We start from the raw sequence: 26,483 nt of genomic DNA, 5'->3' as shown, positions 1-26,483 counted from the left end.
CGCTGTTGAGTTCTCAAGGAACGGACGCTTCCTTCGGACCGCCTTCCAGCGGACCCTCCGGGCTTCGTTCTTTCGTGTTTCCAGCTTATCAGATGCTTTCCGCTCCGTTTTCCGGAGTTTCATTCATTCGATTCGCTTTCGCCTTTCGGCGCTCCCGAACTCTATCAGAGCTTTTCGGTCCGTTTTCCCCGGTCATTCTCGAATTAAGATTCGAGCTTGTTCCGAGGGGCCGTCCCGTGGGGCAACCCGGAGAACACTACTCCCCTCCGGGGCGGAGACCAAATGCTCAGACCGCCGGGCTCGGCCGGGTGACCCGCTCGGCGACCGCAACCGTGGCTCGTCGCGGCAGGAGCCGGGGCGCCAGGGTCCCGAGACGGTTGAGGAAGCCGTCGACGACGCTCGGCCGCCCCTTCTCCAGCGCCGCCAGCGTGGTGGCGACGACCTGCTCGGGCCGTCGGCGGATGCCCACGGCGGCCTGCTCGCCGGCGACGTCGAAGAAAGGGGTGTCGGTGGCACCGGGGCAGATCGCCAGGGCGCGGACGTTGCTGCCGCGGAGTTCGTTCGCCAGGGCTTCGGTGAAGGAAAGCACGTACGCCTTGGTCGCGCCGTAGACGGCCATCCGGGGAATCGGCTGGAATGCGGCCGTACTCGCCACGTTGACCACCGCGCCCCGGCCGCGCTCGACCATGCCGGGCAGCAGCCGGGCGGTCAGGTCGGTGAGCGTGGCGCAGTTGAGCTGCACCTCCTCGGCCATCCTCGTCGGATCGCTCGTGGCGACGGCGCCGAAGGTGGCGAAGCCGGCGTTGTTGATCAGGACGTCGACCGTCACCTCCAGCTCCTCGACGCGGTCCTGCAGCTCCGCGGCGGCGCCGGGGCGGGCGAGGTCGAGCGGGACGACGTGCACGGTGACGCCGTGCGCCGCTGTCAGCTCCTGCTGGAGGCGGTTCAGCTTGTCCTCGCTGCGGGCGACGACGACGAGGTCCGACCCGCGGGCGGCGAGCTCGCGGGCGAAGGCGGCCCCGATGCCGGTGGACGCTCCCGTGATCAGGGTGGTCTTGCGGGCGAAGTCCATGACTCTCCTCGATGCGACGGGGTTCGGTTGCGGTTGGCGCTCGGCGGTCGGCGAACACCCGGGTCCGCTCCATGGGCCCCAATGTAGACACCGACAACAATGTTGTCAATGACTACATGCTCGTATGCTGATGCCCATGCGAACGGGCCACTACCACCACGGAGACCTCCGCGCCGCGCTACTGGAACGCGCCGAACAGACCCTGCGCGAGCAGGGCGCCGACGCGCTGTCCCTGCGCGAGCTCGCCCGCTCGCTCGACGTGAGCCACGCCGCACCCAGCCGCCACTTCAAGGACCGGCGCGCCCTGCTCGACGCCCTCGCGCTCGCCGGCGTCCAGCGGCTCACCGCCGCGGCCCGCAGCGGTCTCGCCAGGAGTGGGGACGGCTTCCGCGAGCGGGCCTTCGCCGTCGCCCGCGCGTACGTCGACTTCGCCGCCGACCACGGCGCACTGCTGGAGCTGGCCTTCGCCCGCAAGCACGACCCCGCCGTGACGGACGGGCTGGAGCTCGCCTGGCAGCCGCTGAAGGACGACCTCCGCGCGCTCATCGCCCTCGGCCAGGCCCAGGGGCTGATCCGGGCCGGCGACGCCGACCGGATCGGCGCCATCCTCTTCACCGCCGTCCACGGCGTGGCCGCCCAGACCGCGAGCGGTCGGCTCTCCGGCCCGGCCCTGGACGAGGTCTTCGACGACCTGCTCACCCACCTGCTCCGCGGCCTGGCGCCGGGCGCTGACGACGAACCGCTGGCCGAGCCCGCCGCCCCGACCTGCTGACCGCCGCCCAGCGACCCCGCCAACCCGCCAGCCCGCCGAAAGGCAGCCGACCGCACCCGGCCTGCGCCGGGTGCGGTCGGGTCGGGCCGTCTCCTACTCCTACTTGAACAGGCGGTCGCCGCTGGTGGCCATGCGGTGGGTGCCGCTGTGGCGGTTCACCCAGTCCCTGACCAGGTTGACGGCGTTGGCGCACTGCCAGCTGTTGTCGTACTCCCGCACGCCGGTGAAGGCGCCGTAGCCGGCGATGATGCCGTCCACCTGCGCGTCGCCCAGCAGCTTGTCGACGTACCAGGGGTCGTTGTAGGTGGTCGTCCAGGAGAGGGTGGCCGCGAGTCGGCCGGCGGCCCGGTCGGCAGCTCCCTTCTTCAGTTCCGCGCAGGTGTTGTAGGTGGCCTCCGTGCAGTTGCCGAAGCCCTTGGTGATGTCGCTGTCGCCGTAGTCCATCGCCCGGCGGCCGGCCGGGAATCCGGTGCCGGACTTGGCGAAGGCGCTCTGCACCTGGTCGCGGGTGCCGGTCGTGGTGATGCCCTCCAGCGGGCCGAGCCTGCCCTCCAGGCTCTTCCAGCCCCGGCCGCCGACGTCCGGGGTGCTGCCGCCGTGGTACTCGTAGAAGCCGTAGAGCACCTGGATGCCGGCGGCCGTCAGCCGCTGGGCCCTGTCGCGCAGTCCGGCGACGCTGCAGGTGCGGTTGGGCTCCTCGCCGCAGTAGTTGGGGTCCTTGATGTCCAGCCAGACCAGCGACAGCCGGCGTCCCGCGTTGGCGTTGGAGACGATGCGGTCGAGCATGCTGTCGAAGCTGGGGCCGAGCCGGTTCTCGCCGGCCGAGGAACAGTCGTGGTAGGCGCGCCACTCGTTCGGGTTCCACCAGGCGCAGACGTCGATCTCGATGGCGTTGGCGCCGTGGTTGATCGCGGCGTCCACGCCGTCCAGGGTGTCGACCCGGTGCGCGATGGCGTAGATCGGGTGACGCTGGTCGGCGGCGGCCGCCGCCGGGGTGGTGGCGAGCGCGGTGGCGCCGAGGATCGCGCACAGCGCCGCCGCCAGTGCCGGGAGGGTTCGCGAGCGGGCGCCGCGCCTGGGGTGAGTGGTCAAGGGGAACACTCCTTCTTATCGGTGTACTGACAATACGATCCCACCAACTGCGCCTCGGCGTACGGCAAACGGGCCGTGAACGACATCCGGGGGGACTCGGCCAGGGACACCGGAACGGTCGTCCGTCAGCCGAGCGGCGCCAGCACCCCATGGGCGTCGGAGGAGTACGCGTCGAGGCCGGGGTGACGCTTGAGCAGGTCCGCCACGTCGTCGAGCGCCCCGGGCTGCTCCGTCATCCGCCGCGGCACCACCAGCCGGCCGCCCTGCTCGGGCGGGACCAGCCCGCCCACCAGGGTGCGGCGGACGGTCCGCTCGTGCCGGGTGCCGCGGCCGGTGCCGCCGTACGGGTCGCGGGCCAGGGCGCTGACGCCGCCGCGGGCGGAGAGCTGGTCGAGCTCCGGGACCAGCCGCCAGACCTGCTGGGCGTGGTGGCTCTGCACCGAGCCGGCCAGGTTCGCCTCCAGGCCGTGGGCGTGGCACAGCTCCACGAAGAACCGGATCTCCTCCAGCGAGAGGATCCCGGCCCTGGCCAGACCGTGCCGGTCGGTGTCGTGACGGTCGAGGTCGGCGAGCTCCGGGCTGCCGGCGGTGGAGACCAGTCCGATCCGGGCGACCTTCAGCAGGATGCTGGTGTCCACCATGATCGCGTCGGCACCGGCCGCGGCGCTGGCCTCGACCACCGCGCGGATCGCCTCCCGGTCGGTGCGACGGCCCGGCGTCAGGCCGTGACTCCGGTGGGCGAAGGGCTCGTTGACGGCCACGAAACCCGTGGACGCCTCCGCCGGCAGGGCGCCGGACGCCCTCAGCCCGGCCAGGTCCGGCCGCCGGCCGTCGAAGAGCGGCCCGCCGTGCACGTCGAGCAGCGCTTCCGCGTACTCGGCGAGGTCGAACGCCCCCGGCGTGGACGGCGCGCACGGGTAGTACTCCCGCAGGCCCACCAGGGCGCGCCGCACCTGCGGCAGCGTCTTGCGGGCGTCCCACAGGTCGAGGTCCTGGGCGAACAGTACGGACATCACCCGGGTGTGCGACAGCTGCTCGCTCCGGCGCAGCGTCGCCGTGATCTCGCCGAGCACCTCGGCCAGTTCACCGGTCCGCATGCCGTCCAGGCCGACCTTGACGATCCCGCAGGGATGCACCCGGGTGCCCATCGCCAGGGCGACTCCGAGGGCGGCCTGCGCCGCCTTGCCGACCTGCTCGTACGCCGACTTGGGCAGGGCCAGGCCGTTCTCCGCGCGCCGGAACAGCAGCTGGTCCTCACCGATGTTGGTGCTCAACTGGACCGGGAGGTCCCGCCGGGCGGCCAGCACCGCGTCCGCGATGTCCATGATCCGGCGCGGCTTGATGGTCCCGAGCGCGCTGCGCGGATCCTCGCTGTCGATGATCCGCGCACCGCCGAGGACCGCCTCCCGCGCCTCCTGCGGGTCGAAGACGCTGACCAGCAGCCGTCGATCCGCTCCGACCGCGCCGGGTATGCCGGACATTCCGATGGTCGACACCGTTCCCCCTCCGAAAGCTGACGCTCGTTCGGGGGTCAGTCTTGACCGCCGGGGGACCCCTGCCGACCGATCGACGATCGGCCACCACTCGAAGGAGTGAAGATCCTTGACAATCCCCCTCCGCGACCTGCCCCCACTCGCCCGAGGACCTCGCCGAACTCGCGGGCGGGCCCTGGGTCAGCGCCTCGGGCCGACAGCGGCGTACAGCGCGCCGCCGGTCACCAGCAGCGCCACCGCGGTCCAGGTGGACGCCTCAGTGCCGGGGGGAAAGGTCATCCAACCTAAGGCCTTCCCCACGGTGGTGGGCGGCAGCGGCGGGACGAGGACGGCGAACGCCAGCCAGCCGGTCGGCAGGGCCCAGGCCAGGTGCGCCCCGCAGAGCACCGCCCCGAGCGCGGCCAGGCCGACCAGGCCCGCGCTGTCCCGGACGACGACCTCGGTGGGGACGAACGTCGGGCCCACCGCCTGGACCGCCAGCAGCGCCGCACCGGCGACCGCGCCGATCAGCACCGTGTGCGCGGCCCGGCGGGGCGCCCACCGGATCGCGGCGGTCCGGTCCAGTGCGAGGTCCTGTCCGCCGAGCCCGACGGAGCCGGCCGCCACGCCCGCGGTGAGCACGTAGAACGCGGTCGGGTCCATCGCATCCGTCGCGCCCGTACCGTAGCCCCGGGTGAGGGCCCACACCGCCAGCGCGACGAGCACGACCGCGGCGGCCGAGGCGGGCACCTGCCGTGAACGCGCGTACAGCATCAGCCACCTCATCACGACACACCTCCCACCGGCACCTCGCGGAGCCTTGCCGTGCAGGAGAGGGCGGCGGTGCGCAGCTCGGCGATCCGCGAGCGCTGCTCGGCGGGCGCCAGCCCCTTCAGCTCCTGCCAGAGGGCGTCGGCGTCCGCCCATGCCCTGCGCGAGAACACGTCGGTGGCCTGCTCCACCATCGGTCGGAGGGCGGGGTCACCGAGGGCCCAGCTCACGACGACGCTCTGGAGGGCGACGTCGTCCTGTGACCCGCCCTCCCGGGAGGTGCGGGCGTGGCAGTTAGGTGCCAGTCCCTGGGCGACCAGCGCGCGGGTCAGGTCGTTGCCGGTCGCGTCGATGAACAGCTGATCGTCGAAGTCGACCAGCACCGCGTCGGCGGGGAGCGAGCGGGGATCGCCGAGCGCGCGCAGCGCGGTGTCCTCCCGTACCGAGGTCGGCGCCTTGTCGCCCAGGGACTCGTGCAGCACGCGCAGCGCCTCCCGGCCGCGCGGCGCGAGTTCGGCCAGGTGCGAGCGGCTGGCCTGGGTCACGCACACCGGCCCGTCGCACACCATGGCCGCGGCGGCCTTGTCGACGACGTAGCTGTCGCGCGCGGCGGCCGGCAGGACCAGCAGGGCCACGGCCGCGCCGGCCAGGACGGGGGCCACCGCGAGCAGCCGGGCCCGGCGGGTGGCGGCCGCCAGCAGCGCGAGGCCGGTGGCGAGCAGGCCGAGCAGCCAGACCGTCTGGCCGAGGTGGACGGAGTCGGAGAGGGTCAGCAGCATCTGCCGCGGGTCCGCGGTCACCGGGGACAGCAGGCCGATCCGGTTCGACGTCCTGCTCTCCGGCACCTCCCCTTCGATCCGCATGCGCAGCATGCCCGTCACCGCGAGGCAGGCCACCACCAGGGCGGGCGGGGTGAGGACGGAGGGCAGCGTCCGCGCGACGCCCATGGCGAACACGGCGGCCGCGACGAGGCCCAGGACCGCCACCAGCGAGATCGGCAGCCAGCCGAGGCCCATGTAGGTGGTCGGGCCGAACGCCACCTGCGCTCCGCCCACGACGACGAGGAGGCCGAAGCCCACCGCCAGCGCGATCGCGATCGCACCCGCCGGCAGCGCCGCACGGCGCCAGGCCGGCAGCGGCGTGGTCGTCAGCAGTTCGGTCATCCGCGAGCGGGGTTCACGCAGCCCGTACACCGCCCCGATGCCGACCACGAGCGGCAGCCAGAAGGCCAGCAGGGAACGGGTCCACATGGCCATGGTGGTCCACTGGGCCGTCCACCCCGCGGTACCCCTCGACCAGATTCCGTCGTACAGGAGGAAGACCGCCAGGCTGCCGCCCAGGACGACGGCTCCGGCCCACGGGGCGGCCGAGCGCTTCAGTTCGGTGCGCAGTACACGTCGGTTCACCAGGCGCTCCCCTGCTGTCCGGAGGTGCGGAGCAGCGCCGAGTAGCCGCGCTCCAGGGGGCTGTCGCCGGGGTGCTCGGTGCTGCCCGCGGCGGCCAGTTCGTCCGGCGTGCCCTGGAAGACGAGGCGGCCGTCGGCGAACAGGACCACGTCGGAGCAGGCCGCCGCGACGTCCTCGACGAGGTGGGTGGAGACGACCACGCAGGTGTCGCGGCCCAGGTCGTGCAGCAGCTCGCGGAAGCGCAGCCGCTGTGCCGGGTCGAGGCCGGCCGTGGGCTCGTCCAGCAGCAGCACCGCCGGGGAGTTGACGATGGCCTGGGCGATGCCGGCCCGCCGCACCATGCCGCCGGACAGGGTCTTCATCCGGTGGTCGGCGCGGTCGGCCAGGCCCACCCGTTCCACGGCGCGCTGGACGGCCTCGGGGACATCCTTCTTCGGGACCTCCTTCAACCAGGCCATGTACTCGACGAACTCGCGCACCGTGAAGCGCTTGTAGTAGCCGAAGTCCTGCGGGAGGTAGCCGATGCGGCGGCGCAGGGCCCGGTGGTCGCCCGCCCTGCCCAGGGAGGTGCCGAGCATCTCCAGTTCGCCCTCGGTGGGGCGCAGCACCGTGGCCAGGGTCCGGATCAGGGTGGTCTTCCCCGCCCCGTTGGGGCCCAGGAGGCCGTGGGCGCCGATGCCCAGGGAGAGGTCGAGGCCGTCGACGGCCATCTTGTTCCGTCCGACGCGGACCTTCAGGCCGTCGGCCCGGATCTCCCAGGCGTAGGTCTTCGGCGCGGTGTCGGCCGCGCTCGTCACGGGTGTCATGCGGTGGTCCCTTTCGATGGTGGACATTCGAGGGTGGACATGGGTTTCACAGCGTCGAGTACGCGTCCCTGCGGGCGATCACGGCGCCGGCGCCGAGCGCGAGGAGCAGCCCCCACAGGGGCAACCGGTCGGGTTGCAGGGCCAGTTGCAGGACGGAGGGGACGCGGCCGGTGAGCGACGCGGGGGCCAGGACGACGGCGCCCCACGCGAGCGCCAGCCCGACGGCGGCGCGGGTCACCCCGACCACGCTGCCCAGTGCCAGGGCGGTGGAGGTGAAGGCCAGGGAGGGCAGCAGCCACTGCGCGGCCGTCATGGTCCCGGTCAGCCATCCCCCCAGCAGCAGCGGGGGCAGGACCACCACGAGGACCGCGGTGGTGCGCCTGAGCAGCAGGGGCAGACCGGCCCTGGCGGTCGAGGCGGTCAGTTCGTGTGCCGGGTCCAGGCCGCTCGACCACGATGCGGCGACGCCGCACAGCGGCAGCACCGGCGCGATCAGCGACACCAGTGAGGTGCCGCCGAAGCCCTCCGCCGGCGCGACCGCGTCCAGCAGCAGCGCCACCAGGGTGACGACGGCGGTCATGGCCAGCCACGGGGTCATCACCGGCGTCAGCCAGGACGACACCCATCCCGGCCGGTACCGCCGCGGGGCCACTGCGGCCGCCGCGTCCAACTGCGGTTCCAGGCCGGCCCGGACGGTTTCGACGAGCGCGGCGATGCCGGGCACCCCGGTGGCCACGGAGGCCGCCAGCCGGCTCCGGCACGGCGCGCAGGTCTCCAGGTGGGCCTCCAGTGCCCAGACCGTGTCCGCCGCGATCGTCGTGTCGCCACGTGCGTAGTCGTCGATCAACTGCCTGGACGCGTGTTCCCTGCTCATGCGAGCGCCTCCCGCATCGCGATCCGGGCCCGACGGGCACGGGTCTTGACCGTGCCTTCGGGCAGTCTGAGCAGGACGGCGGTCTCCCGGACGGAGAGCCCGTCGAGCACCGTGGCCTGCAGTACCTCGCGGAGTTCCGGCGCCAGCCGTCTCAGGGCGTCGCCGACGTCGCCGTCGACGGTCCCGGCGAGCGCCTCCTCCTCCGCCGCGGGCACCACCGCCCGCTCGGCCGCGGCGACCGGCGGTTCGGCGTGGTGGGCGCGGCGCCGGAACGCGTCGACGAGGCGGCGTGCCGCGATCGTCCACAGCCACCCGACGGCCGTCCCGCCGACCGCGCTCCCGGCGAACGCGCCGGCCGCGCGCCACACCGCGAGATAGGTCTCCTGCATGACTTCGGCGACGATCTGCTCGTCCGCGCAGCGGCGGCGCAGCCGCACCGCCAGCCATGGCGACGTACGCCGGTACAGCTCGTCAAACGCCCCGCGGTCTCCCCTGGCCACCAGCCGGAGGAGGCGCTCCTCGTCCACCTCGTCCAGTGCTCTCCTGCGTGATCTCACACCAGCCAGACGCGAGATCCGGCGCCCGGGTTCTGGATCCGGCGTGACCTGCGCCACATTCCGCGCCCGGGCCGTCGGCTCCGGCTGATCGGTAGGTCAGCCGGAGGGCGGGACCGGCGCCCGCGCCGCCGGTAAGGTGGTGGATCGTGGCCAGTCGTAAAACGTCGATCATGGAAGCAGCGGCGCGGGTGATCGCGCGGCGCGGGGTGCGCGGACTGCGGGTGGAGGAGCTCGCGGCCGAGGCGGGTGTGTCCACCGCGCTGATCTACTACCACTTCAAGGACCGTACGGGGATCCTCCGGCAGACGCTGGAGTTCATCAACGACCGGGCGGAGCGGTACACGACCGAACGCGCCGAGGACGCCCCGCCGCTGACGCCCCGCGAGGAGTTGGAGCAGACGCTGCTGCTGGAGCTCCAGGACACCCCGGAGGTGCGGGAGAACAGCACCGCCTGGGGTGAGCTGCGGGCGAGCGCGGTGTTCGACGAGACGCTGCGCGAGGACCTGGCGCGGGCCACCCGGATCTGGGTGCAGGAGGTGGCGGAACTGCTCGGCGACGTGCGGCCGATGGCCTCGGCGGTCGCGCTGGCCGGCGCGGCGGAGCGGCTGACCGCGCTGCTGGAGGGGCTGAGCACGCGCTGGCTCAGCGGCAGCCTGCCGCTGGCGCACGCCCGCACCCTGCTGACCGAGGCGATCGAGGTCGAGGTGGCCCGGCTCGGGTCCTGAGCCGTACGGACCGCGCAGGGCTTGTCACGCTGCGCGGGGAGCCCCGTCAAGGATGCGTTATGGCGCGCCCATGAGTTTGACTGAACTTTCAGTCAGTGCGAGCCTGAAGCCGCAGGAAGGGTGCTGCCGCCGGCCCGTCCCCGTGGTGTGCGCCACCGCGTCGCGGCGCGAAGAGTGGGATCCGGCGGCCCTCGGCGCCCTTCCCGGCACCGTCGCACGATCTGGAGACCCTCATGACCCACTACCCCGACGACCGCTCCACCGGGCCGTACCCCTGGGTGCCGGCGGACGACGTCCCGCACGCGCGGACCTGGATGTCCTGGCCCTCCCGCAGGGGCGTGTGGGGACTGCGCCTGGGCGGCGTCCAGGAGGACATCGCCCTGATCGCCCGCACGATCGCCGAGTTCGAGCCGGTGGTGATGTGCGCCCCCGACGACTGGACCGCCGGCAAGGCCCGGTCCCGGTGCGGCTCCGGGGTGGAGGTGATCACCGCCATCCCCACCGACGACCTGTGGATGCGCGACACCGCGCCGGTGTTCCGCCGGGACGGGTACGGCGGCCTGGACGCGGTGATCCTCAACTTCAACGGCTGGGGCAACAAGCAGGTGCACCACGACGACGCCCGGGTCGCCGAGCGCCTCGCCGCCCGCCGCGGCCTGCGCCACACCTTCGCGGACTTCGTCGGCGAGGGCGGCGCCATCGAGACCGACGGCGACGGCACGGTGATGGCCACCGAGAGCAGCCTGGTCAACAAGAACCGCAACCGCGGCATGAGCCGGGCCGAGATCGAGGAATCCGTCCTGGAGGCCTACGGCGCGGACACCATGATCTGGCTGCCGGGCATCAGGGGCGAGGACATCACCGACGACCACGTGGACGTCACCTCCCGGTTCGTCCGCCCCGGCGTGGTGATGGTGCAGCTGCCGCCGGCGGACCGCAACGACTCCTGGGCGCGGGACGCCCGCGAGCAGTTCGCGATCCTCTCCGCCGCCACCGACGCCCGGGGCCGCCGCCTGCAGGTCGTCCCGGTGCACGGCCCGGACACCGTCCGCTCCCGCAGCTCCAGGTTCGTCGACTCCTACCTCAACTTCGTCCTCGTCAACGGGGGCGTCATCACCGCCGAGTTCGGCGACGCGTACAAGGACGCCGCCGCCCGGGAGACGCTCGCCGCGGCCTTCCCCGGCCGCGAGGTGGTGCAGATCGACGTCGACCGCCTGATGGCCGGCGGCGGCGGCATCCACTGCTCGACCATGCACGAACCGCTGCCGTAGCCACCGGGCGGCCTGCGTCGCAGCCGCAGCCGCCGTACCGCACATCCTGTCCACCGCACCGACCACCACAGCCGGAGTGCCCGCATGTCCCCTGCCCTGTCCCGCCGTACCCTGATGCGCCGCCTCGCCGGTGTCGGCGCCGGTGTCGGCGCCCTCACCCTCGGCCTCACCGCCTGCGACCCCAACGGCATCGAGGACGGCGCCACCCTGCCGCCCCCGCAGCCCGGCGGCACCCCCGGTGTGCGCCGCTTCGGCGCCGAGTGGGAGAAGCACCTGCGCACCGTGATGTCCTGGCCGGCCTCCGAGAACATCTGGGGCGAGCAGCTGCCGGACGTCCGCCGGGACGTCGCCGGCCTGGCCCAGGCCATCGCGGCGCGCGAACCGGTCGTGCTGATGGCCCGCCCCGAGCAGCAGGACGCCGCCCGGAAGGCCTGCGGCTCGGCCGTCGAGGTGGTGCCGATCGCCGTCGACGACCTGTGGGCCCGGGACACCCTGCCGGTGTTCGTCGAGGAGGGCGGCACGGTCAAGGGCGTCGACTTCAACTTCAACGGCTGGGGCGGCAAGCAGCAGCGCGGCAACGACGCCAAGGTCGCCCGGACGGTGCTGGCCAAGTACGGCGTGGAGCGGGTCGAGACCCGGCTGGTCGCCGAGGGCGGCTCCTTCGAGACCGACGGCCAGGGCACCCTGATGGTGACCGAGAGCTCCGTCGTCAACGACAACCGCAACCCGGGCATGAGCCGGGACCAGGTCGAGGCCGAGCTGAAGCGGGTCCTCGGCGTGAGCAAGGTGATCTGGCTGGCGGGCGTCAAGGGCAAGGACATCACCGACGCCCACGTCGACTGCCTGACCCGCTTCGCCGCCCCCGGCGTCGTCCTGCTCGACCGGGCCTTCCCCGGCACCCCGCCGGACGTCTGGTCCCGCTCGGCCGACCAGGCCCGCGCCGTCTTCAAGGACGCCTCCGACGCGACCGGCCGCAAGCTCCAGGTGGTGGAGCTCCAGCAGCCGGACCCGGACAGGATCACCGGGCGCGGTGACGCCTTCGTCTCCTCGTACATGAACTTCTACATCGGCACGAAGGGCGTCTACCTGCCGGAGTTCGGCGATGCCAGGGCCGACGACCGGGCCCAGCAGATCATGAAGCAGTACTTCCCGGGCCGGGAGATCGTGCCGGTCAAGATCGACGCGATCGCGGCCGGCGGCGGTGGCATCCACTGCGCCACCCACGACATCCCCGCCCTGGGCTGAGCGGGCGCCGGGCCGGCCCCCCGGGTCGTCCGGGAGGGTAGGCCCGGCGCCCGGGGCCGGGTCCGGTCGGCGGGCCGGACCCGGCCCCACCTCCTCACGCCGCGGGCTGCTGCTGGGTGACGCAGTGGATCCCGCCGCCGCCCGCGCCCAGGCTGTCGATGTTCAGCTGTTCGACGGTGCGGCCGGGGAACAGCCGGGCGAGGGCGGCCCGGGCGGCGGCGTCGGCCTTGGTGTCGCCGAACTGCGCCGCGATCACCGCGTTGTTGCACAGGTAGTAGTTGGCGTAGGAGCCGACGAAGTTGGGGTCGGTCGAGCGGATCAGGTTGTAGTCGGGCCCCTGGATCTGGCTGACCCCGAACGGAGTTCCCTGGGCGCTGGTGGAGGTGGTCAGGATCCGGTACTGCTGCCGTGCGTCGTTCGACCAGGCGTCGGTGTCGCTCGCCAGCGGCATCTGGACCGCGGCAGTCCCCGCGCCGAGGAAGCGGGAGGTGGCGTCCACGTGGTCGTCGGTGATGTCCTGGCCGGCGACACCGTTGAACCAGATCACCTTGGTGGCGCCGTAGGCGGCGCACATCGCGCTCTCGACCGCGGCCTGGGACATGCCGGGGTTGCGGTTGGCGTTGAGGATGCTGCTCCGGGTGGCCATCAGCGTCCCGGCCGCGTCGGTCTCGATGGCGCCGCCCTCGGCGACCAGCCCGGCGGCGGTGAACGGCAGGCCGAGGTAGGCGGCGACGCGCCGGGCGACCAGGGCGTCGTTGCCGTGCGGGTTCTGGTGGTTGCCCCAGCCGTTGAAGTTGAGGCCGATCGTGTCCAGGCCGCCCGCGCCGTCGGTGCGGAAGACCGGGCCGGTGTCGCGCATCCAGCAGTCGTCGACCGGGACGTCCCCGATGACGGTGACGGTCGAGCCGCACATCGACCGCGCCTTGGCCACACTGGCCGGGTTGGCGCACATGGTGACCGGCTCGTACTTCGCGATGGTTCTGGCGATGAGGGCGATGTTCGACTGGACACCGCCGAGCTTGTTGCGCCAGATGGTGCTGCTGTCCGGCCAGGCCATCCAGGTGCGGGTGTGCCGGACGGTGTCCAGCGGCACCCGGAAGCCCGCGGCGAGGCCGGCGTCGGCGGCGGCACCCGTGGCGGTGCGGCGTTGCGCCGCCTGGGCCGGCCCGCCGGTCGCGGCCGTCAGCGCGGTGCCGGCGACGACGATCCCGGCGGCCGTCAGGAACCGGCGGCGGCCGAGCCCCTCCGCGGCCGTCGTCTCGGTTCTGGAGCGGTCGTCCATCACTGCCTCCATGTCAACGTCCGCTGCTTGTGCAGCAGTTGACCGAAAAGGTAAAACTGGCCAAGCGCTCGGTCAATACTTTGCACAGCCATCGTTCCCGATGCGCCCCCTGCGGCACTCCCCCGGTCGTTACAGTGACGGCCATGGCGACACAGGCGACAGGCACGGCCGCACGAACGGCCTCCGCGGCGGGCGGCCCCGGCCGGACCCGCGCTTCCGCCAAGGGCGAGCAGACCCGGGCCCGGCTGATCGCGGCGGCCCGCACCCTGCTCGCGGGCGACGGCGCCGGGCGGTTCACCACCCGCAACGTGGCCGCGCTGTGCGGGGTCTCGCACGGGATGTGCCACTACCACTTCGCGGACCGCACCGACCTGATCGTCGCGGTCGTGGCGGACATCCGGCCCGAGTGGATCACGCCGCTGGAGGAGGCGGTCGCCGGCCCCGGCGGCTACGCCGAGCGCTCCGAGCGGGTCCTGAAGCTGCTCACCCGGCCCGAGAGCCCCGACCTGGCCCGACTGCACGCCGCCCTGCACTGGCTCGCCCTCAACGACGAACGCGTCCGCGCGAGCCTGGAGGCCGAGTACGCGCGCTGGCGGGCCTCCTTCGTGGGCCTGTTCCGCTGCCTGCTGGAGGAACGCGGCGACGGCGGCGACCCGGTCCCGCTCGGGGAGGCCTTCGCCGCCGCCGTGGACGGACTCGCCGCCATCGGGTCGCTGGACGGGACGGTGGACGCCGAGCGGGTGCTGCGGACCCTGCTGGAATCGCTGTCGTCCACCCCCCGGCCGTCCGGCGCCTGACGGTCCGCGGAGGGACCGTACGCCGCCCGGACCCGCGTCACCCGACCGTCCGGAGCCCGACCGTCCGCAGCCCGATCCGCGCGGCCCGCCCCCGCGCCGCCCGACCGGTCACGGGGTGGAGCCGGGCGCCACGGGCTGCTGCTGGGTGGCACAGTGGATGCCCCCGCCGCCCGAGGCGATGTGGTTGATGCCGACCTGAGTGACCTTGCGGCCCGGGTGGAGGTCGCCGAGGATGCCGGCCGCCCGGTCGTCGGCGGCCTGGTCCCCGAAGCGCGGGACGATGACCCCGCCGTTGCAGACGTAGTAGTTGATGTACGTGGCCAGGAAGTCCTTGCCCGCGCCCGGGATCCGGGCGGTGTCGGGCTCGGGGAGGTCGACCACCTCGAGCGTGCGGCCCTGGGCGTCCGTCTCCGTCTGCAGCACCTGCAGCGCCTGCGCGGAGGCGGTGGTCCAGACGTCCGGCGGGGCGTCGGCGGCGGGACGGTGCAGGACCACGGTGCCCGGCTCGGCGAAGCGGGCGAGGGCGTCGACGTGGCAGTCGGTGATGTCCTGCCCGGCGACGCCCTGGAACCAGATCACCTTCTCGACGCCGAGCAGGTCCTTGAGGCTCGCCTCGATCTGGTCGCGGGACCTGCCGGGGTTGCGGTTGCCGTTGACCCAGGAGCTCTCGGTGGCCATCAGCGTCCCCTCGCCGTCCACCTCGATGCCGCCGCCCTCGCCGGTGATCGGCGCCTGGATGCGGGTGATGCGGTAGTGGTCGAGGAGGTAGCGGGCGACCAGGCTGTCATTGGCGTGGGTCTGCTTGTCGCCCCAGCCGTTGAAGTTGAAGTCGACCCCGGCCAGCCCCTGCGGGCCGGTGACGAAGGTCGGGCCGGTGTCCCGGGCCCACAGGTCGTCGACCTTCAGTTCGAGCACCTCGACCGAGGATCCGACGGCCTGCCGGGCCTGGGCCGCCTGGTCGGGGCGGGCCAGCAGGACGACCGGTTCGAAGCCGGCGATCGCCTGGGCCAGCCCCGCGATGTCCTGCCGGACCCCGGGCAGCTGGTCGCCCCACACCTCCTCCAGCGCCGGCCAGGCCATGAAGGTGCGGGTGTGCGGGCCGGACTCGGCCGGCATGGCCCACCCCCCGGCCGCCGGGCTCGCGGACGGGGCCGCACCCGAAGCCGTACCGCTCCTGTCGGACTGCTCCTCCGATCCGCCGTCGGAGGAGCAGCCACCGGCCAGGGCCAGCGCGGCGAGCGCGGCCCCGGACCGCAGGAGTGAGCGGCGGGACGGCCGGGGGTGAGCCATGGGGCCTCGTTCCGGTTGGTGTCGGGGGTTCGGCTCCGCAGGCTACTGACCGGAAGGTCAGATTCCGGCGCGGCACGCACCCGCCGTTCGGGGGAATCCGCTCACGGCCCCTCGGCGGCCGCCTCCCGCTCGCGGCGCAGCCGGTGCTCGGTGCGGATGCCGGACCAGGCGGTGCAGGCCAGGCCGGCGGCGATGACGCCCTCGGCCCAGGAGAACGCCACGTAGTCGATCAGTGATCCGATCGGCGGCGACCCAGGGGCTCGGTGCGCGGCCCGGTCGGTCGCGCTGGTGTCGTCGGTGGCGACCTGCACGGTCGTCCTTCCTGCGGCGGTGGCGCCGGGCCGGCAGGTTCGCTGCCGCCCGGCGTCGCCCGCCGGTGTTGCCCGGTCACCCCGGCCCGGCGGGTCCCACCACCTGCCGGGCCGGGGCCGTCTTACAAGGCGCGGCGCGCGGCGGCGATCCGGTCGGGATCCCAGCCGGGCCGGGGGACGGACTCCAGCAGCAGCCGGGTGTAGGCGTGCTGCGGGGAGTCCAGGACGTGGGCGGTGGGGCCGGATTCGACGATCCGTCCGTGGCGCATGACGACGACCTCGTCGGTCACGCAGCGGACGACGCCGAGGTCGTGGGTGATGAACAGGTAGCCGATGCCGGTCTGTTCGCGGATGTCGGCGAGCAGGTTCAGCACCTGCGCCTGCACGGACACGTCCAGGGCGGCGACCGCCTCGTCCAGCACCAGGACGGCCGGCTGGACGGCCAGCGCCCGGGCGATGGCGACGCGTTGGCGCTGGCCGCCGGAGAGCTGCCGGGGCAGCGCGTCGGCCGCCCGGGTGCCGAGGCCGACCTGGTCGAGGAGCTCCCGGATCCGGGCCTCGTGGTCGGTGCCGGGGAAGTGCAGCCGCAGGGTCTCGCGGAGCACGGCCTCGACGCTGGTGCGCGGGTCCAGGGAGAGGTACGGGTCCTGGAAGACCATCTGGACCTCGCGGGCGCGGGCCAGCCGCTCGGCCCTCCCCCGCACCCGGCCGCCGCGGGCCCGGCCCCGGACGGCGACCCGCCCCTCGTCGGCCTGTTCGAGGCCGACGACGATCCGGGCGGTGGTGGTCTTGCCGGAGCCCGACTCGCCCACGATGCCGAGCGATCCGCCGGCGGCGAGGGTGAAGGAGACGTCGTCCACCGCCCGTACGGTGCCGAAGGTCCGGCACAGTCCGGTGACCTCCAGTGCGGCCTCAGGCATCGGCGCGGCTCCCTTCGAGCGGGTGGTGGCAGGCGACCGGGAGCGCCACCGGGGTCTCCTCGCGGCACCGGGAGGTCGCGTACCGGCACCGCGCGGCGAACGCGCATCCGGTCAACTCCTGGCGAAGGTCCGGCGGTTGGCCGTCGATCGCGGCGAGGCGGCGACTGTCGGACTCCAGCCCCGGGGTGGAGGCCAGCAACGCGGCGGTGTAGGGGTGGCGGGGCCTCTCGAAGAGCGCTCCGGCGGGGCCCGTCTCGGCGATCCGCCCCGCGTACATGACGTAGACGCGGTCGCTGATGGCGGCGGCGAGGCCGAGGTCGTGGGTGACGAACAGCAGGCCGGTGCCGAAGCGTCGGCGCAGCTCCCCGAGGAGCGCGATGACCTCGGCCTGGCTGGTGACGTCGAGCGCGGTGGTGGGCTCGTCGGCGAGCAGCAGGACCGGGTCGCCCATCAGCGCGGCGGCGATCATGACGCGTTGGAGCATGCCGCCGGACAGCTGCCCGGGGTGGCGGTCGAACAGTTCCGGGCCGAGGCCGACGGCGTCGAGCAGTTCGGCGGCGCGCCGGTCGGCGTCCTCCCGGCCCATGGCGCCGGTGAGGCGGACGCTCTCGGTGAGGAAGTCGCCGACGCGGCGCAGCGGGTTGATGGCCGCCCGGGGGTCCTGGAAGATCATGGCGGCCCGGCCGGTGCGCAGGGCGCGCAGCCGGTCGGGGCCCATGGTCAGGACGTCCTCCCCGTCGACCAGGACGCTGCCCTCGGCGGTGGCGCCGGGCGGCAGCAGGCCGAGGGCGCTGCGGGAGGTGAGGCTCTTGCCGGAGCCGGACTCGCCGACCAGGGCGACGGTCTCCCCCGGGCCCACGGTGAGGTCGACGCCGTCGAGGACGGGCCGGGCGGTGCCGGGCAGGCGGAGCCGCAGGCCCCGGACGTCGAGGGCGTTCACGCGCTGCTCCGGTTCGTGGCTGCTGCGGTTCATGGGGTCCTCCGGGCGACGCGGTCGGCCCAGCGCTCGCCGACGACGTTGAAGGCGACGACGGTGAGCACGATGAGGACGCACGGCAGGATCGCGGAGAGCGGGTAGCCGTGCTGGATCGCGGTCTGGCCGTCGAAGACCATCCGCCCCCAGTCGGGGGTGAGCGCGGGGACGCCGAGCCCGAGGAAGGAGAGGCCCGCGAGGTCCATCAGGGCGTAGCCGAAGTTGATCGTGGACTGGGCGAGGACGATCGGGGCGATGTTGGGCAGGACGTGCCGCAGGCAGATCTGCAGGGTGGAGTGGCCCTGGACCTGGTAGGCGCAGACGTAGGGGCGGGACCGTTCGGCGAGGACGAGCGAGCGGGTGAGCCGGGAGACGTACGGCAGGTAGGCGACCGCCAGGGCGACGACGGGGGCGAGCAGGCCCTCCCCGTACACCGAGACGATCAGGATGGCGAGCAGCATGCCGGGGAAGGCGAAGACGAGTTCGGTGCTGCGGGAGAGGACGGAGTCGAGCCAGCCGCCCCGCCAGCCCGCGGCCAGGCCGACGGCCACGCCCGCGACGGTGGAGAAGGCGACCACGCCGAGCGGGCCGAGCAGGGAGGTGCGGGCTCCGAGCAGGAGCCGGGAGAGGGTGTCGCGGCCGGCGGTGTCGACGCCGAGCAGGTGGTCGGGCGAGGGGCCGGCCAGGGCGTTGCCGAGGTCGACGGCGTTGGGGTCGTCCGGTGCGATCCAGGGGGCGAGCAGGGCGGCGAGCACCACCAGGGCGACGATGCCGAGGCAGGCCAGGTGGAGCGGGGCGCGGGCGGCCTTGAGGCGGCCGAGACCGGGCCGGCGGGCGAGGGCGACACTCATGCGTCGGACCTCCTCGTGCCGAGGGCGACCCGGGGGTCGACCAGCGGGTGGAGCAGGTCGACGACCAGGTTCACGGTCATGAACAGGGCGACGACGAGCAGGGAGATGGCCTGGACGGTCGGGAAGTCCTTGGTGGTGGTGGACAGTTCGAGGAGCTGGCCGATGCCGCCGACGCTGAAGGCCGACTCCACCAGGATCGTGCAGACCAGCAGGGTGGAGACGATCAGGCCGCCGGTGGTCAGCACGGTGCCCAGCGAGTTGCGGAACACGTGGCGGCGGATCACCTCGCGTTCGGGCACGCCCCGGCTGCGGGCGACGGTGACGTGCTCGCCCTCCAGGGCGTCCAGCATCGCCGAGCGGGTGACCCGGGCGAGCATCCCGATCAGGTACAGCGCGAGGGCGACCGCGGGCAGGGTGAGGTGCCACAGCAGGTCGGCGAAGCCGTCGCCGGTGCCGCTGGTGGGGAACCAGCCCAGCTCGACCGCGAACAGGCCCTGCAGCAGGACGGCCGCGACGAAGGAGGGGGTGCCGACGGCGAGCGTGGTGGAGAGCAGGATCGCCGAGTCGGTCGCGCCGCCGCGCACCGCGCCGATCCAGCCGAGCGCCAGACCGATGACGACGACCACCAGCAGGGCCATGGCCACCAGCGTCAGGGTCGCCGGCAGTCGGTCGGCGAGCAGCGTGGAGACGTCGGTGCGGTAGGTGATGGAGCGTCCGAAGTCCCCCTGCAGCACCTGGCCGAGCCAGCGGAAGTACCGGACCAGGAACGGGTCGTCGAGGTGGTACTGGTCGTTGATCGCCTGCAGGGCGGCCGGCGAGGCCGACCGGCCCGACAGGAGGAAACTCGCCGGGTTGCCCGGCGCCAGGTACATCGCGCCGAAGACCACGAAGGAGGCGCCGAGCAGGGTCGCGGCCATCTCCGCCAGTCGCCGGGCGGCGAATCTCAGGAAGTTCACCGGGCGGCCCCCACGTCGGCGGCCCACGGGTAGTACATGTACGCGATGGTGGTGGGGGCGCCGGTGATGCGCTTGTTGAGGAAGACGGCGGTCGGCCACTCGGCGACCGGGATCCAGAGCAGCTGCTGGGAGGCGGTCTGCTGGAGCTTCGCCTCGATCGCGCCGCGCCTGGCCGGGTCGTACTCGGCGGTGGCCTGGTCGACGAGGTCGTCGTAGGCCTTGTCGCTGTAGCCGGCGAAGTTCTGGTAGGCGCCGGTCCGGAAGTTGACGAGCAGGTCGAGCGGGTCGGTGATGGAGTCGTAGTACGTCTCCGGGAACAGGTCGATGCCCTCGCGCGCCTTGGGGTCGGTGAACAGCGCGGTGAAGGCGTTCGGGGCGATCGTCCTCAGCTGGACGTCCAGCCCGATCCTCGCCCCGGCGGCCTGGACGGCGGTGGCGAGCAGGGAGACGTCCTGGCCGATGGTGCTGGTGGCCATGACGATCGTCCGGCCGCTCGCGCCGGCCTCCTTGACCAGGGCCTTGGCCTTGTCGATGTCCTGCGCCGTGGGGGTGAGGCCGTCGAAGGCCGTCCTGCGGACGTCGTCGGGGGCCGCGCCCCAGGCCGCCCTGGTGGTGAGGGAGCCGGTGACGGTGCCGGCGCCGGAGAGGCCGGCCTTGACGAAGCCGGAGCGGTCGAGGGCCAGGGACAGGGCCTGGCGGACGCGCAGGTCGCCGAGCGGGCCGTGCATGCTGGTGACGTTGACGTTGACGGTGCTCAGGCCCTCGCCGAAGTAGAGCGTGCCCGGGCCGTCCTTCCTCAATCGGTCGTAGCTCTCGGTGGGGATCAGGTAGCCGCCGTCGACGTCCCCGGTGAGCATCGCGTTGGTGCGGGCGGACGCGTCGGTGAGGAAGCTGAAGACGACCTTCCCGGCCTTGGCCCTGGTGCCCCAGTAGCCGTCGAAGCGCTGGAGTTCGATCGACTGGCCCTTGGCCCAACCGCCCAGCTTGAAGGGGCCGGTGCAGTCGAGGCCTCCGCTGGTGCCGTAGTCCTTGCCGGCCGCCTCCACCCCGGCCTTGGCGGCGACCACGCCGGCGGCCGTCGCCATGTACTGGGGGAACTGGGAGTCGGGCTGCTTGAGCTTGACGGTGACCTGGAGCGGGCCGGTCGCGGTGACGGAGTCGACGTTCTGGAACACCTGGGCCCAGGCGGAGGCGTTGTCCGGGTTGGTCTGCCGGCCGAGGCTGTACACGACGTCGTCGGCGGTCATCACCGTGCCGTCGTGGAAGTGCACGCCGGCCCGCAGGTCGTAGACCCAGGTGGTCGGGTCGGGGCTGGACGCCTTCTCGGCCAGGCCGGGGGCCAGGGTGAGCTGGGGCGTCCAGCGCATCAGGCTCTCGCAGACGTTGGCGAGCACGGTGTTCTGCGGGTAGTCGAAGGCCTGGACGTAGTCCAGGGTGGGCGGTTCGGCGTAGGTGGCCCAGGTGAAGGAGTCGAGCTCGCCCTTGGCCGCCGGGGTGTCGGCGGAGAGCTGTACGGCCGACCGGTCGGCGCCGCGGGGCGGGCCGGAGCAGGCGGCGGCCAGGGCCGCGGCCGAGAGCAGGGCGGTGGCGAGGACGAGTCGCCGCCGGGCCGCGGTGCGTCTCGCGGGCGCGGTGGGAGTCATGAGGGTTTTCTCCGTTCGCTGGCGAGGGTCAGGCGCGAGCAGCCGCGGACGGCGTGGCGGTGGTCTGCGTGGCGGTGGACGGCGTGGCGGTGGTCTGCGTGGCGGCCGGGATCTGCTGGGTGATGCAGTGGATGCCGCCGCCGCCGTAGGCGATCACCCGGGCGCGCACGCCGACGACCTTGCGGTCCGGGTAGGCGGCGGCCAGCACGGCCAGCGCCGCCGCGTCCTCGGGGTGGTCGGCGACCGGCACCACGACGCCGCCGTTGGCGAGGTAGAAGTTCAGGTAGCCGACCTCCACCTCCCGGCCGTCGACCTCGACGAAGGCGGCCTGCGGCAGGTCGACGATCTCGAAGGGCCGGCCCTGGGCGTCCGTGGAGTGCTCCAGCACGGCGCGGTTGGCCCGCATCCGCACGTAGTCCGGGTGGCCGGGATCGGCCGGGAGCTGCACCACGACCTTGCCGGGGGCGACGAAGGCGCAGACGCCGTCGACGTGCCCGTCGGTCTCGGTGTCCAGCGCCCCGCCGTAGGGCAGCCAGACGATCGTGGTGACGCCGAGCCGGGCCTTCAGCTCGGCCTCGATCTCCTGCCGGGTCATCTCCGGGTTGCGGTTGGGGTGGAGCAGGCACTGCTCGGTGGTGATCAGCGTGCCCTCGCCGTCGACGGTGATCGCGCCGCCTTCGAGGATCATCCCGGAGCGGATCGCCGGGGTGCCGAGGTGCTCCAGCAGCAGGCCGCTGATCCGGTCGTCGGCGTCCCAGGGGCTGTGCTTGCGGCCCCAGGCGTTGAAGCGGAAGTCCACGCCGGCCCGGCGGCCGTCGCCGTCGAGGACGAAGATCGGCGCGGAGTCGCGGAACCACGAGTCGTCGGTGGGGAGTTCGACGACGGCGATGCCGGTGCCGGTGCCGGCGCCGGCGCCCGTGCCGCAGTGGGCGCGCGCCTCGTCGCCGTGGCCGGGCGGGGCCACCATGGTGACCGGTTCGAACTCCGCGATGGCGCGGGCGACCGCCGCGTACTCGCGCTTCACCTCGGCCAGGGTGTCGCCCCACAGGTCCGGGCGGACGGGCCAGGCCATCAGGCAGCCCTCGTGCTCGGTCCACTCCGCGGGCATTCGGTACGTCACGGGAAACCTCTTCTGGTCGGTCCCCGGCCGGCCCGGCGCGTTCGGGGCGCGGGCCGGTCGAGAGGGAGGGTGGTGGGAGCGGAAGGATCCCTGGCGGCCCGCCTCCGTGGGGTACCGGACGGGCCGCCAGGGGGTCTCAGAGCGCCGGCGGGACGGCCGGCTGGGACTGGGTGGCGCAGTGGATGCCGCCACCGCCGGAGGCGATGGTGTCGATGTTCAGCTGGACGACGTCGCGGCCGGGGAACTCGGCCCGCAGGATCGCGTAGGCCCGGGCGTCGGCGTCGGCGTCGCCGAACTGCGGGACGAACACGGCGCCGTTGGCGACGTAGAAGTTGGTGTAGCTGGACAGGAAGTCCTTGCCGCGGCCGCGGATCCGGGCGCGGTTCGGGCCGGGGAGTTCCACGACGGTCAGCGGGCGGTCCTGGGCGTCGGTCGCGGTTCGCAGGACCTGCTTGGCCTGCTCGTATACGTCGATCCAGATCCGGTCGGTGCCGGGGCCGGGCCGGTCGAGGAGCACCCGGCCGGGCGCGGTGAAACGCGCCAGGCAGTCGATGTGGTAGTCCGTGATGTCCTGGCCCGCCAGACCGGCCAGCCAGATCACCTTGTCCATCCCGAGCGACGCCTTCAGGGCCTGTTCGACCTGGTCCTGGGACATCCCGGGGTTGCGGTTGGGGTTCACCAGCGAGCTGACGGTGGCCAGCAGGGTGCCCTGGCCGTCCGTCTCCAGGGCGCCGCCCTCTCCGACGAAGGGGGCCCGGACGCGGTCGACGCCGTACTCGGCGAGGAGGGCGGCCGCGACCGCGGCGTCCTCGGTGTAGCGCTGGTAGTACGGGGTGCCGGTCTTGCCCCAGCCGTTGAAGTTGGTGTCGACGCCGGCGACGGCGCCCGGTGCGACCACGAAGGTCGGGCCGAAGTCGCGGATCCACAGGTCGTCGTTGGAGATCTCGACCACGGTGATCGCGTGGTAGGCGCCGGGGCCGCAGTAGTAGCGCGCGTCGGCGGCCTGGCCGGGGCGGGCGACCACGACGACGGGCTCGTAGCGGGAGATCTCGTACGCGACACGGGCGATGTCGTCGCGGACCGCCGAGAGCTGGGTCCGCCAGATCGAGGACAGGGCCGGCCAGGCCATGAAGGTGCGGTCGTGCCGGTCGCTCTCGGCGGGCATCCGCAGCCGCGTGGTGCTGCCCGCCGCGGCGGGGGCGACGGTGTCCACCGGAGCGGGGGCACCTGGCGGGCCGACGGTCGCGGCCCGGGCGGTGGCCGGAAGGGCCGTCCCCAGGGCGATCAGGGGTACGGCGGCGGCGCCCAGCCGGAGCAGGCCGCGTCGTGAGGGTGTGGGGGTGTGCATGGCGCTCCCTGGATGACGTGGGAGGTGGGGGGGTTGCCCCGCATCCTCTACCGTACTGAAAATTCAGTCAAGCTTTTGATGCAGGACTCCTCGAAAACCCTGAAACGATCATCAGGCAGCTGGCCCGACCAGCCGAGGAGCACATAGAGTGGGCGCCCATGTCGGACCGTCGGACAGAAATACTCAAGGCCGCCACCAGGGTCATCGCCCGGCGCGGCGTACGCGGACTACGGGTGGGCGAGCTGGCGAGCGAAGCCGGGGTGTCCACCTCGTTGATCTACTACCACTTCACCGACCGGGCCGGCCTGCTGCGCCGGACGCTCGACTTCATCAGCGACCGCGCCGACCACTACACCGCCGAACCGGACCCGGTGCCCCGGACCGAGGACCCCCGCGCCGACCTGGAACAGGTGCTGCTCCTGGAGCTCCAGGACACCGTCGAAGTACGGGAGAACAGCACCGCCTGGGGCGAGTTGAGAGCCACCGCGGTCTTCGACCCGGAGCTTCGCGAGGACCTCGCACGAACCACCCACACCTGGGTGCACGACGTCGCCGAACTGCTCGCCCGGGCCGATCCGGGCGGCACCGCGCCGGCGCACGCGGCGGCCGCCGAACGGCTGACCGCACTCGTCGAGGGCCTGAGCGTGCGCTGGCTCAGCGGCTCACTGCCGGTCGAGCATGCCCGCCGCCTGCTGCGCGGGGCGATCGAGGCGGAGCTGGGAGACCCCCGACGAGGCACCGGGGGCGGCGGGGACACCGGAGGCAGCGGGGGCCCCGGAGGAGCCGGCGGCGACGGATTCGGCCAATCCTGACGGAACCTCTAAACTCTGCGAGGCCGTGCCCGCCGCACGCCGCTTCCGCGGCCGTCGGGCCCCGCGCACCCGAGTCCCCGACTGCCGACGTCCCGACCGCCGACGCCACCGCCCGCCGACGTCCCGACCGCCGAGAGAGGCAGCCCGCATGTCCGCTGACCGATCCCCTTTCGCCCTCCAGCCGGTCTTCCAGGAGCTGACCCCGGACGACCCGCGCGAGGTCGGCGGCTACCGGCTGTACGCGCGGCTCGGGGCCGGCGGCATGGGCCGGGTCTACCTCTCCTACACCCCCGGCGGGCGGCCGGTCGCGCTCAAGGTGGTGCGGCCCGAACTGGCCGAGGACCCGGAGTTCCGCGCCCGGTTCGCCCAGGAGGTGGCCAGCGCCAGACGCATCCACGGACTGTTCACCGCCCAGCTCGTGGACGCCGGCGTGGAGGCCGCCCCGCCGTGGCTGGCCACCACGTACGTGCCGGGCCCGTCCCTGCAGCAGGTGGTACGGCGCTTCGGCCCGCTCCCCGAACGGACCGTCCTGCTGCTGATCGCCGGCATCGCCGAGGCGCTGCAGGCGATCCATGCCACCGGGGTGGTGCACCGCGACCTCAAACCGGGCAACGTGCTGATCGCCCCGGACGGCCCCCGGGTGATCGACTTCGGCATCGCCCGGGCCGCCGACGCCACCGCGCTCACCGGCACCGGGCTGCGCATCGGCTCGCCCGCCTACATGGCGCCCGAACAGGCGATGGGCCGGCCCGCGACCCCGGCCACCGACGTGTACGCCCTCGGCGCCCTCGCCGTCCACGTCGCCGGCGGCAACCCGCCCTTCGGCGACGGACCGGACCCGTCGACGCTCTACCGGACCGTCCACGAGGAGCCGGACCTCACCCCCGTCCCGGCGGGCCTGCGCGAGCTGCTGCTGCACTGCCTCGCCAAGCGGCCCGAGGACCGGCCGACCACCGCCGAGGTGATCGCCGCCGCCCGGAGCCACCCGGCGGTCGGCGGGCACCTCAGGTTCGGCGACGACTGGCTGCCGCACCATCTGACCAGCCAGATGACCCGGCACGCCGAGCTGCCGCAGGTACCGGCCGAGGCCGAGCGGGGTGAGGCCGGCGAGCAGGGCGGTATCGGCGATCCGGGCGGTTCCGGCGAGCAGGGACGTTTCGGTGATCCGGGCGACCGGACGGACGGGCCGGGCTGGGCCTCGGCCCGTACGGTCCTCGCCCCGGTGGCCGTCCCGACCCCCACCGTCGTCGCGTCCGGGCCGCTGCCGGAGCCCGCCGCGGCCTCCGGGCGGGTGCCGGCGTCCTCGGCGTCCGGCTCCGTCCCGGTGCCCTCGGCCGAGGGCGGCCCGGCGAGGCGCGCCCGGGCCGGAGGAGGCCGCAGACGGGCCCTCGGACGAACGGCGCTGACCGCCGCCGTGGCCCTGACCGTCGGCGCCGCGGCGGCGGTGTTCCTGCTCGACGACCCGGACCAGGTGGAGGCCGCCACCGAGGAGGCCCCGGTGTCCGGCACCGCCGCACCGGTCACCCCGGCCCCACCCGGCCCGTCGGCCCCCACTGGTTTCCCGTCCCCCACCCGGTCGGCCCCGACCGCGCCGACCGCTTCCGCACCGCCGCCCGTCACCGACTACGCCACCGTCTACCGCGGGGTCGAGCTGACCTCGGCGGACTCCTCCTACGAGTTCGACCTCGCCACCGGGACCGTCGTCCCGGTGGACAGCGCGATCTGGTACGTCGGCCGCGGCGACGGCGAGTTCCTCGTCCCGGAGGCCGCCGACACCTTCATCGGCCGGGACGCCGGCCTGGGCGTCGCCGACTGCCTCAAGGGGCTCGGCTCCCGGCCGGCCGGGCGGGTGCCGTTCGGCGCCGTCGGACCGCGCGGCGCGTTCTGCGTCCGGTCCGCGGACGGCCGGGACCTCGCCGTGGTCCGGGTGCTGTCGACCGCCGGCGCGGACGGGCCGGTCAGGGTGTCCCTGGACCAGTACCGCCGCAACGGCTGAGAGCCGCCGCGGCCCCCCCGCCGGGGGGGGGGGGGCGGGGCGCGGGCGGCCCCGGGGGCGCGCGGCCCGCGGGGCGGGGAGGGGGGGTGTGGTTTAAAAAAAAGAAGCGGGCGGGCAGTTT

Annotated in this window: 25 protein-coding genes; 7 read left to right on the top strand and 18 right to left on the bottom strand. The window is 73.6% G+C overall.

From position 1 onward, the window contains the following. Window positions 1–286 precede the first annotated feature (286 nt). Window positions 287–1,072, bottom strand: coding sequence for an SDR family NAD(P)-dependent oxidoreductase (locus tag ACFWJ4_RS33365; RefSeq protein WP_380550834.1), 786 nt, complete (start codon window positions 1,070–1,072; stop codon window positions 287–289). A gap of 136 nt (window positions 1,073–1,208) precedes the next feature. On the opposite strand from ACFWJ4_RS33365, the gene ACFWJ4_RS33360 reads away from it, so the two are divergent. Next, on the top strand, window positions 1,209–1,844 hold the full coding sequence (locus ACFWJ4_RS33360; RefSeq protein ID WP_380550831.1) for a TetR/AcrR family transcriptional regulator: 636 nt from the start codon (window positions 1,209–1,211) through the stop codon (window positions 1,842–1,844). Window positions 1,845–1,943: 99 nt separating this feature from the next. Here ACFWJ4_RS33360 and ACFWJ4_RS33355 read toward each other — a convergent pair whose 3' ends face one another. The 7 genes from ACFWJ4_RS33355 to ACFWJ4_RS33325 all read right to left on the bottom strand — a co-directional run bounded on the left by ACFWJ4_RS33355 (window position 1,944) and on the right by ACFWJ4_RS33325 (window position 8,765). Then, the gene (locus ACFWJ4_RS33355) at window positions 1,944–2,945 is read right to left on the bottom strand and encodes a phospholipase (RefSeq protein ID WP_380550828.1); all 1,002 of its coding nucleotides are present in this window, start codon (window positions 2,943–2,945) and stop codon (window positions 1,944–1,946) included. A gap of 116 nt (window positions 2,946–3,061) precedes the next feature. After that, a complete protein-coding gene (locus tag ACFWJ4_RS33350) occupies window positions 3,062–4,432 on the bottom strand; it encodes a (5-formylfuran-3-yl)methyl phosphate synthase (RefSeq protein WP_380550825.1) in 1,371 nt (456 codons plus the stop codon). Between the two features lie 177 nt (window positions 4,433–4,609). After that, entirely contained in the window at window positions 4,610–5,194 is a 585-nt protein-coding gene (locus tag ACFWJ4_RS33345) for a hypothetical protein (RefSeq protein ID WP_380550822.1), read from the bottom strand. After that, the gene (locus ACFWJ4_RS33340) at window positions 5,194–6,585 is read right to left on the bottom strand and encodes a hypothetical protein (protein WP_380550820.1); all 1,392 of its coding nucleotides are present in this window, start codon (window positions 6,583–6,585) and stop codon (window positions 5,194–5,196) included. The genes ACFWJ4_RS33345 and ACFWJ4_RS33340 overlap by 1 nt, the downstream gene beginning before the upstream one ends. Beyond that, complete coding sequence (locus ACFWJ4_RS33335; RefSeq protein WP_359899003.1) at window positions 6,582–7,391, bottom strand: ABC transporter ATP-binding protein; 810 nt, start codon at window positions 7,389–7,391, stop codon at window positions 6,582–6,584. Before ACFWJ4_RS33335 ends, ACFWJ4_RS33340 begins: the two co-directional genes overlap by 4 nt. A gap of 46 nt (window positions 7,392–7,437) precedes the next feature. Then, window positions 7,438–8,265, bottom strand: coding sequence for a zf-HC2 domain-containing protein (locus ACFWJ4_RS33330; RefSeq protein ID WP_380550817.1), 828 nt, complete (start codon window positions 8,263–8,265; stop codon window positions 7,438–7,440). After that, window positions 8,262–8,765, bottom strand: coding sequence for an RNA polymerase sigma factor (locus tag ACFWJ4_RS33325; RefSeq protein WP_380550837.1), 504 nt, complete (start codon window positions 8,763–8,765; stop codon window positions 8,262–8,264). The genes ACFWJ4_RS33330 and ACFWJ4_RS33325 overlap by 4 nt, the downstream gene beginning before the upstream one ends. Window positions 8,766–8,992: 227 nt before the next feature. Here ACFWJ4_RS33325 and ACFWJ4_RS33320 point away from each other — a divergent pair, with 227 nt between their 5' ends. The 3 genes from ACFWJ4_RS33320 (at window position 8,993) to ACFWJ4_RS33310 (ending at window position 12,063) form a co-directional block, all read left to right on the top strand. Then, complete coding sequence (locus ACFWJ4_RS33320) at window positions 8,993–9,547, top strand: TetR/AcrR family transcriptional regulator (RefSeq protein WP_380350754.1); 555 nt, start codon at window positions 8,993–8,995, stop codon at window positions 9,545–9,547. 233 nt (window positions 9,548–9,780) lie between these two features. After that, window positions 9,781–10,818, top strand: coding sequence for an agmatine/peptidylarginine deiminase (locus ACFWJ4_RS33315; protein WP_380550814.1), 1,038 nt, complete (start codon window positions 9,781–9,783; stop codon window positions 10,816–10,818). Window positions 10,819–10,902: 84 nt separating this feature from the next. Next, window positions 10,903–12,063, top strand: a complete 1,161-nt coding sequence (locus ACFWJ4_RS33310; RefSeq protein WP_380550812.1) for an agmatine/peptidylarginine deiminase — start codon at window positions 10,903–10,905, stop codon at window positions 12,061–12,063. 94 nt (window positions 12,064–12,157) lie between these two features. Here the strand turns inward: ACFWJ4_RS33310 and ACFWJ4_RS33305 are convergent, their stop codons facing one another. Further along, window positions 12,158–13,345 carry an agmatine/peptidylarginine deiminase gene (locus ACFWJ4_RS33305; protein WP_380550809.1) on the bottom strand — a complete coding sequence of 396 codons (1,188 nt, stop codon included), beginning with the start codon at window positions 13,343–13,345 and terminating at the stop codon, window positions 12,158–12,160. Between the two features lie 143 nt (window positions 13,346–13,488). Here ACFWJ4_RS33305 and ACFWJ4_RS33300 point away from each other — a divergent pair, with 143 nt between their 5' ends. Next, the gene (locus tag ACFWJ4_RS33300) at window positions 13,489–14,142 is read left to right on the top strand and encodes a TetR/AcrR family transcriptional regulator (RefSeq protein ID WP_380550807.1); all 654 of its coding nucleotides are present in this window, start codon (window positions 13,489–13,491) and stop codon (window positions 14,140–14,142) included. 108 nt (window positions 14,143–14,250) lie between these two features. Here the strand turns inward: ACFWJ4_RS33300 and ACFWJ4_RS33295 are convergent, their stop codons facing one another. From ACFWJ4_RS33295 to ACFWJ4_RS33255, 9 genes are all read right to left on the bottom strand, one after another. Then, complete coding sequence (locus ACFWJ4_RS33295) at window positions 14,251–15,432, bottom strand: agmatine deiminase family protein (RefSeq protein WP_380550804.1); 1,182 nt, start codon at window positions 15,430–15,432, stop codon at window positions 14,251–14,253. A 101-nt stretch (window positions 15,433–15,533) separates the two neighbouring features. Beyond that, complete coding sequence (locus ACFWJ4_RS33290) at window positions 15,534–15,743, bottom strand: DUF4436 family protein (RefSeq protein ID WP_380550801.1); 210 nt, start codon at window positions 15,741–15,743, stop codon at window positions 15,534–15,536. 122 nt (window positions 15,744–15,865) lie between these two features. Further along, complete coding sequence (locus ACFWJ4_RS33285) at window positions 15,866–16,663, bottom strand: ABC transporter ATP-binding protein (RefSeq protein WP_380550798.1); 798 nt, start codon at window positions 16,661–16,663, stop codon at window positions 15,866–15,868. Next, window positions 16,656–17,636: an ABC transporter ATP-binding protein gene (locus tag ACFWJ4_RS33280; RefSeq protein WP_380550795.1), complete on the bottom strand. Its 981-nt coding sequence runs from the start codon at window positions 17,634–17,636 to the stop codon at window positions 16,656–16,658. The genes ACFWJ4_RS33285 and ACFWJ4_RS33280 overlap by 8 nt, the downstream gene beginning before the upstream one ends. Beyond that, window positions 17,633–18,487, bottom strand: coding sequence for an ABC transporter permease (locus tag ACFWJ4_RS33275; RefSeq protein ID WP_380550792.1), 855 nt, complete (start codon window positions 18,485–18,487; stop codon window positions 17,633–17,635). Before ACFWJ4_RS33275 ends, ACFWJ4_RS33280 begins: the two co-directional genes overlap by 4 nt. Further along, window positions 18,484–19,443 (bottom strand): ABC transporter permease, encoded by a 960-nt coding sequence (locus ACFWJ4_RS33270; RefSeq protein WP_380550789.1) that lies wholly within the window; start codon window positions 19,441–19,443, stop codon window positions 18,484–18,486. The genes ACFWJ4_RS33275 and ACFWJ4_RS33270 overlap by 4 nt, the downstream gene beginning before the upstream one ends. Further along, the gene (locus ACFWJ4_RS33265) at window positions 19,440–21,086 is read right to left on the bottom strand and encodes an ABC transporter substrate-binding protein (protein ID WP_380550787.1); all 1,647 of its coding nucleotides are present in this window, start codon (window positions 21,084–21,086) and stop codon (window positions 19,440–19,442) included. Before ACFWJ4_RS33265 ends, ACFWJ4_RS33270 begins: the two co-directional genes overlap by 4 nt. A gap of 28 nt (window positions 21,087–21,114) precedes the next feature. Next, window positions 21,115–22,206: an agmatine/peptidylarginine deiminase gene (locus ACFWJ4_RS33260; RefSeq protein WP_380550784.1), complete on the bottom strand. Its 1,092-nt coding sequence runs from the start codon at window positions 22,204–22,206 to the stop codon at window positions 21,115–21,117. Between the two features lie 136 nt (window positions 22,207–22,342). Next, the gene (locus tag ACFWJ4_RS33255; protein ID WP_380550781.1) at window positions 22,343–23,554 is read right to left on the bottom strand and encodes an agmatine deiminase family protein; all 1,212 of its coding nucleotides are present in this window, start codon (window positions 23,552–23,554) and stop codon (window positions 22,343–22,345) included. A 158-nt stretch (window positions 23,555–23,712) separates the two neighbouring features. Between ACFWJ4_RS33255 and ACFWJ4_RS33250 the strand changes: the two genes are divergently transcribed. Further along, entirely contained in the window at window positions 23,713–24,366 is a 654-nt protein-coding gene (locus ACFWJ4_RS33250) for a TetR/AcrR family transcriptional regulator (protein WP_380550778.1), read from the top strand. A gap of 148 nt (window positions 24,367–24,514) precedes the next feature. Continuing rightward, on the top strand, window positions 24,515–26,362 hold the full coding sequence (locus tag ACFWJ4_RS33245) for a protein kinase (protein WP_380550775.1): 1,848 nt from the start codon (window positions 24,515–24,517) through the stop codon (window positions 26,360–26,362). Window positions 26,363–26,483: the final 121 nt, after the last annotated feature.

Origin of the sequence: Kitasatospora sp. NPDC127067 (genome assembly GCF_042724755.1) — a bacterium.
In the GTDB taxonomy this organism is placed as follows: domain Bacteria; phylum Actinomycetota; class Actinomycetes; order Streptomycetales; family Streptomycetaceae; genus Kitasatospora; species Kitasatospora lactacystinica.
The sequence above is the reverse complement of the archived record's forward strand: the minus strand, read 5'-3'. Positions and strand labels throughout refer to the sequence as shown.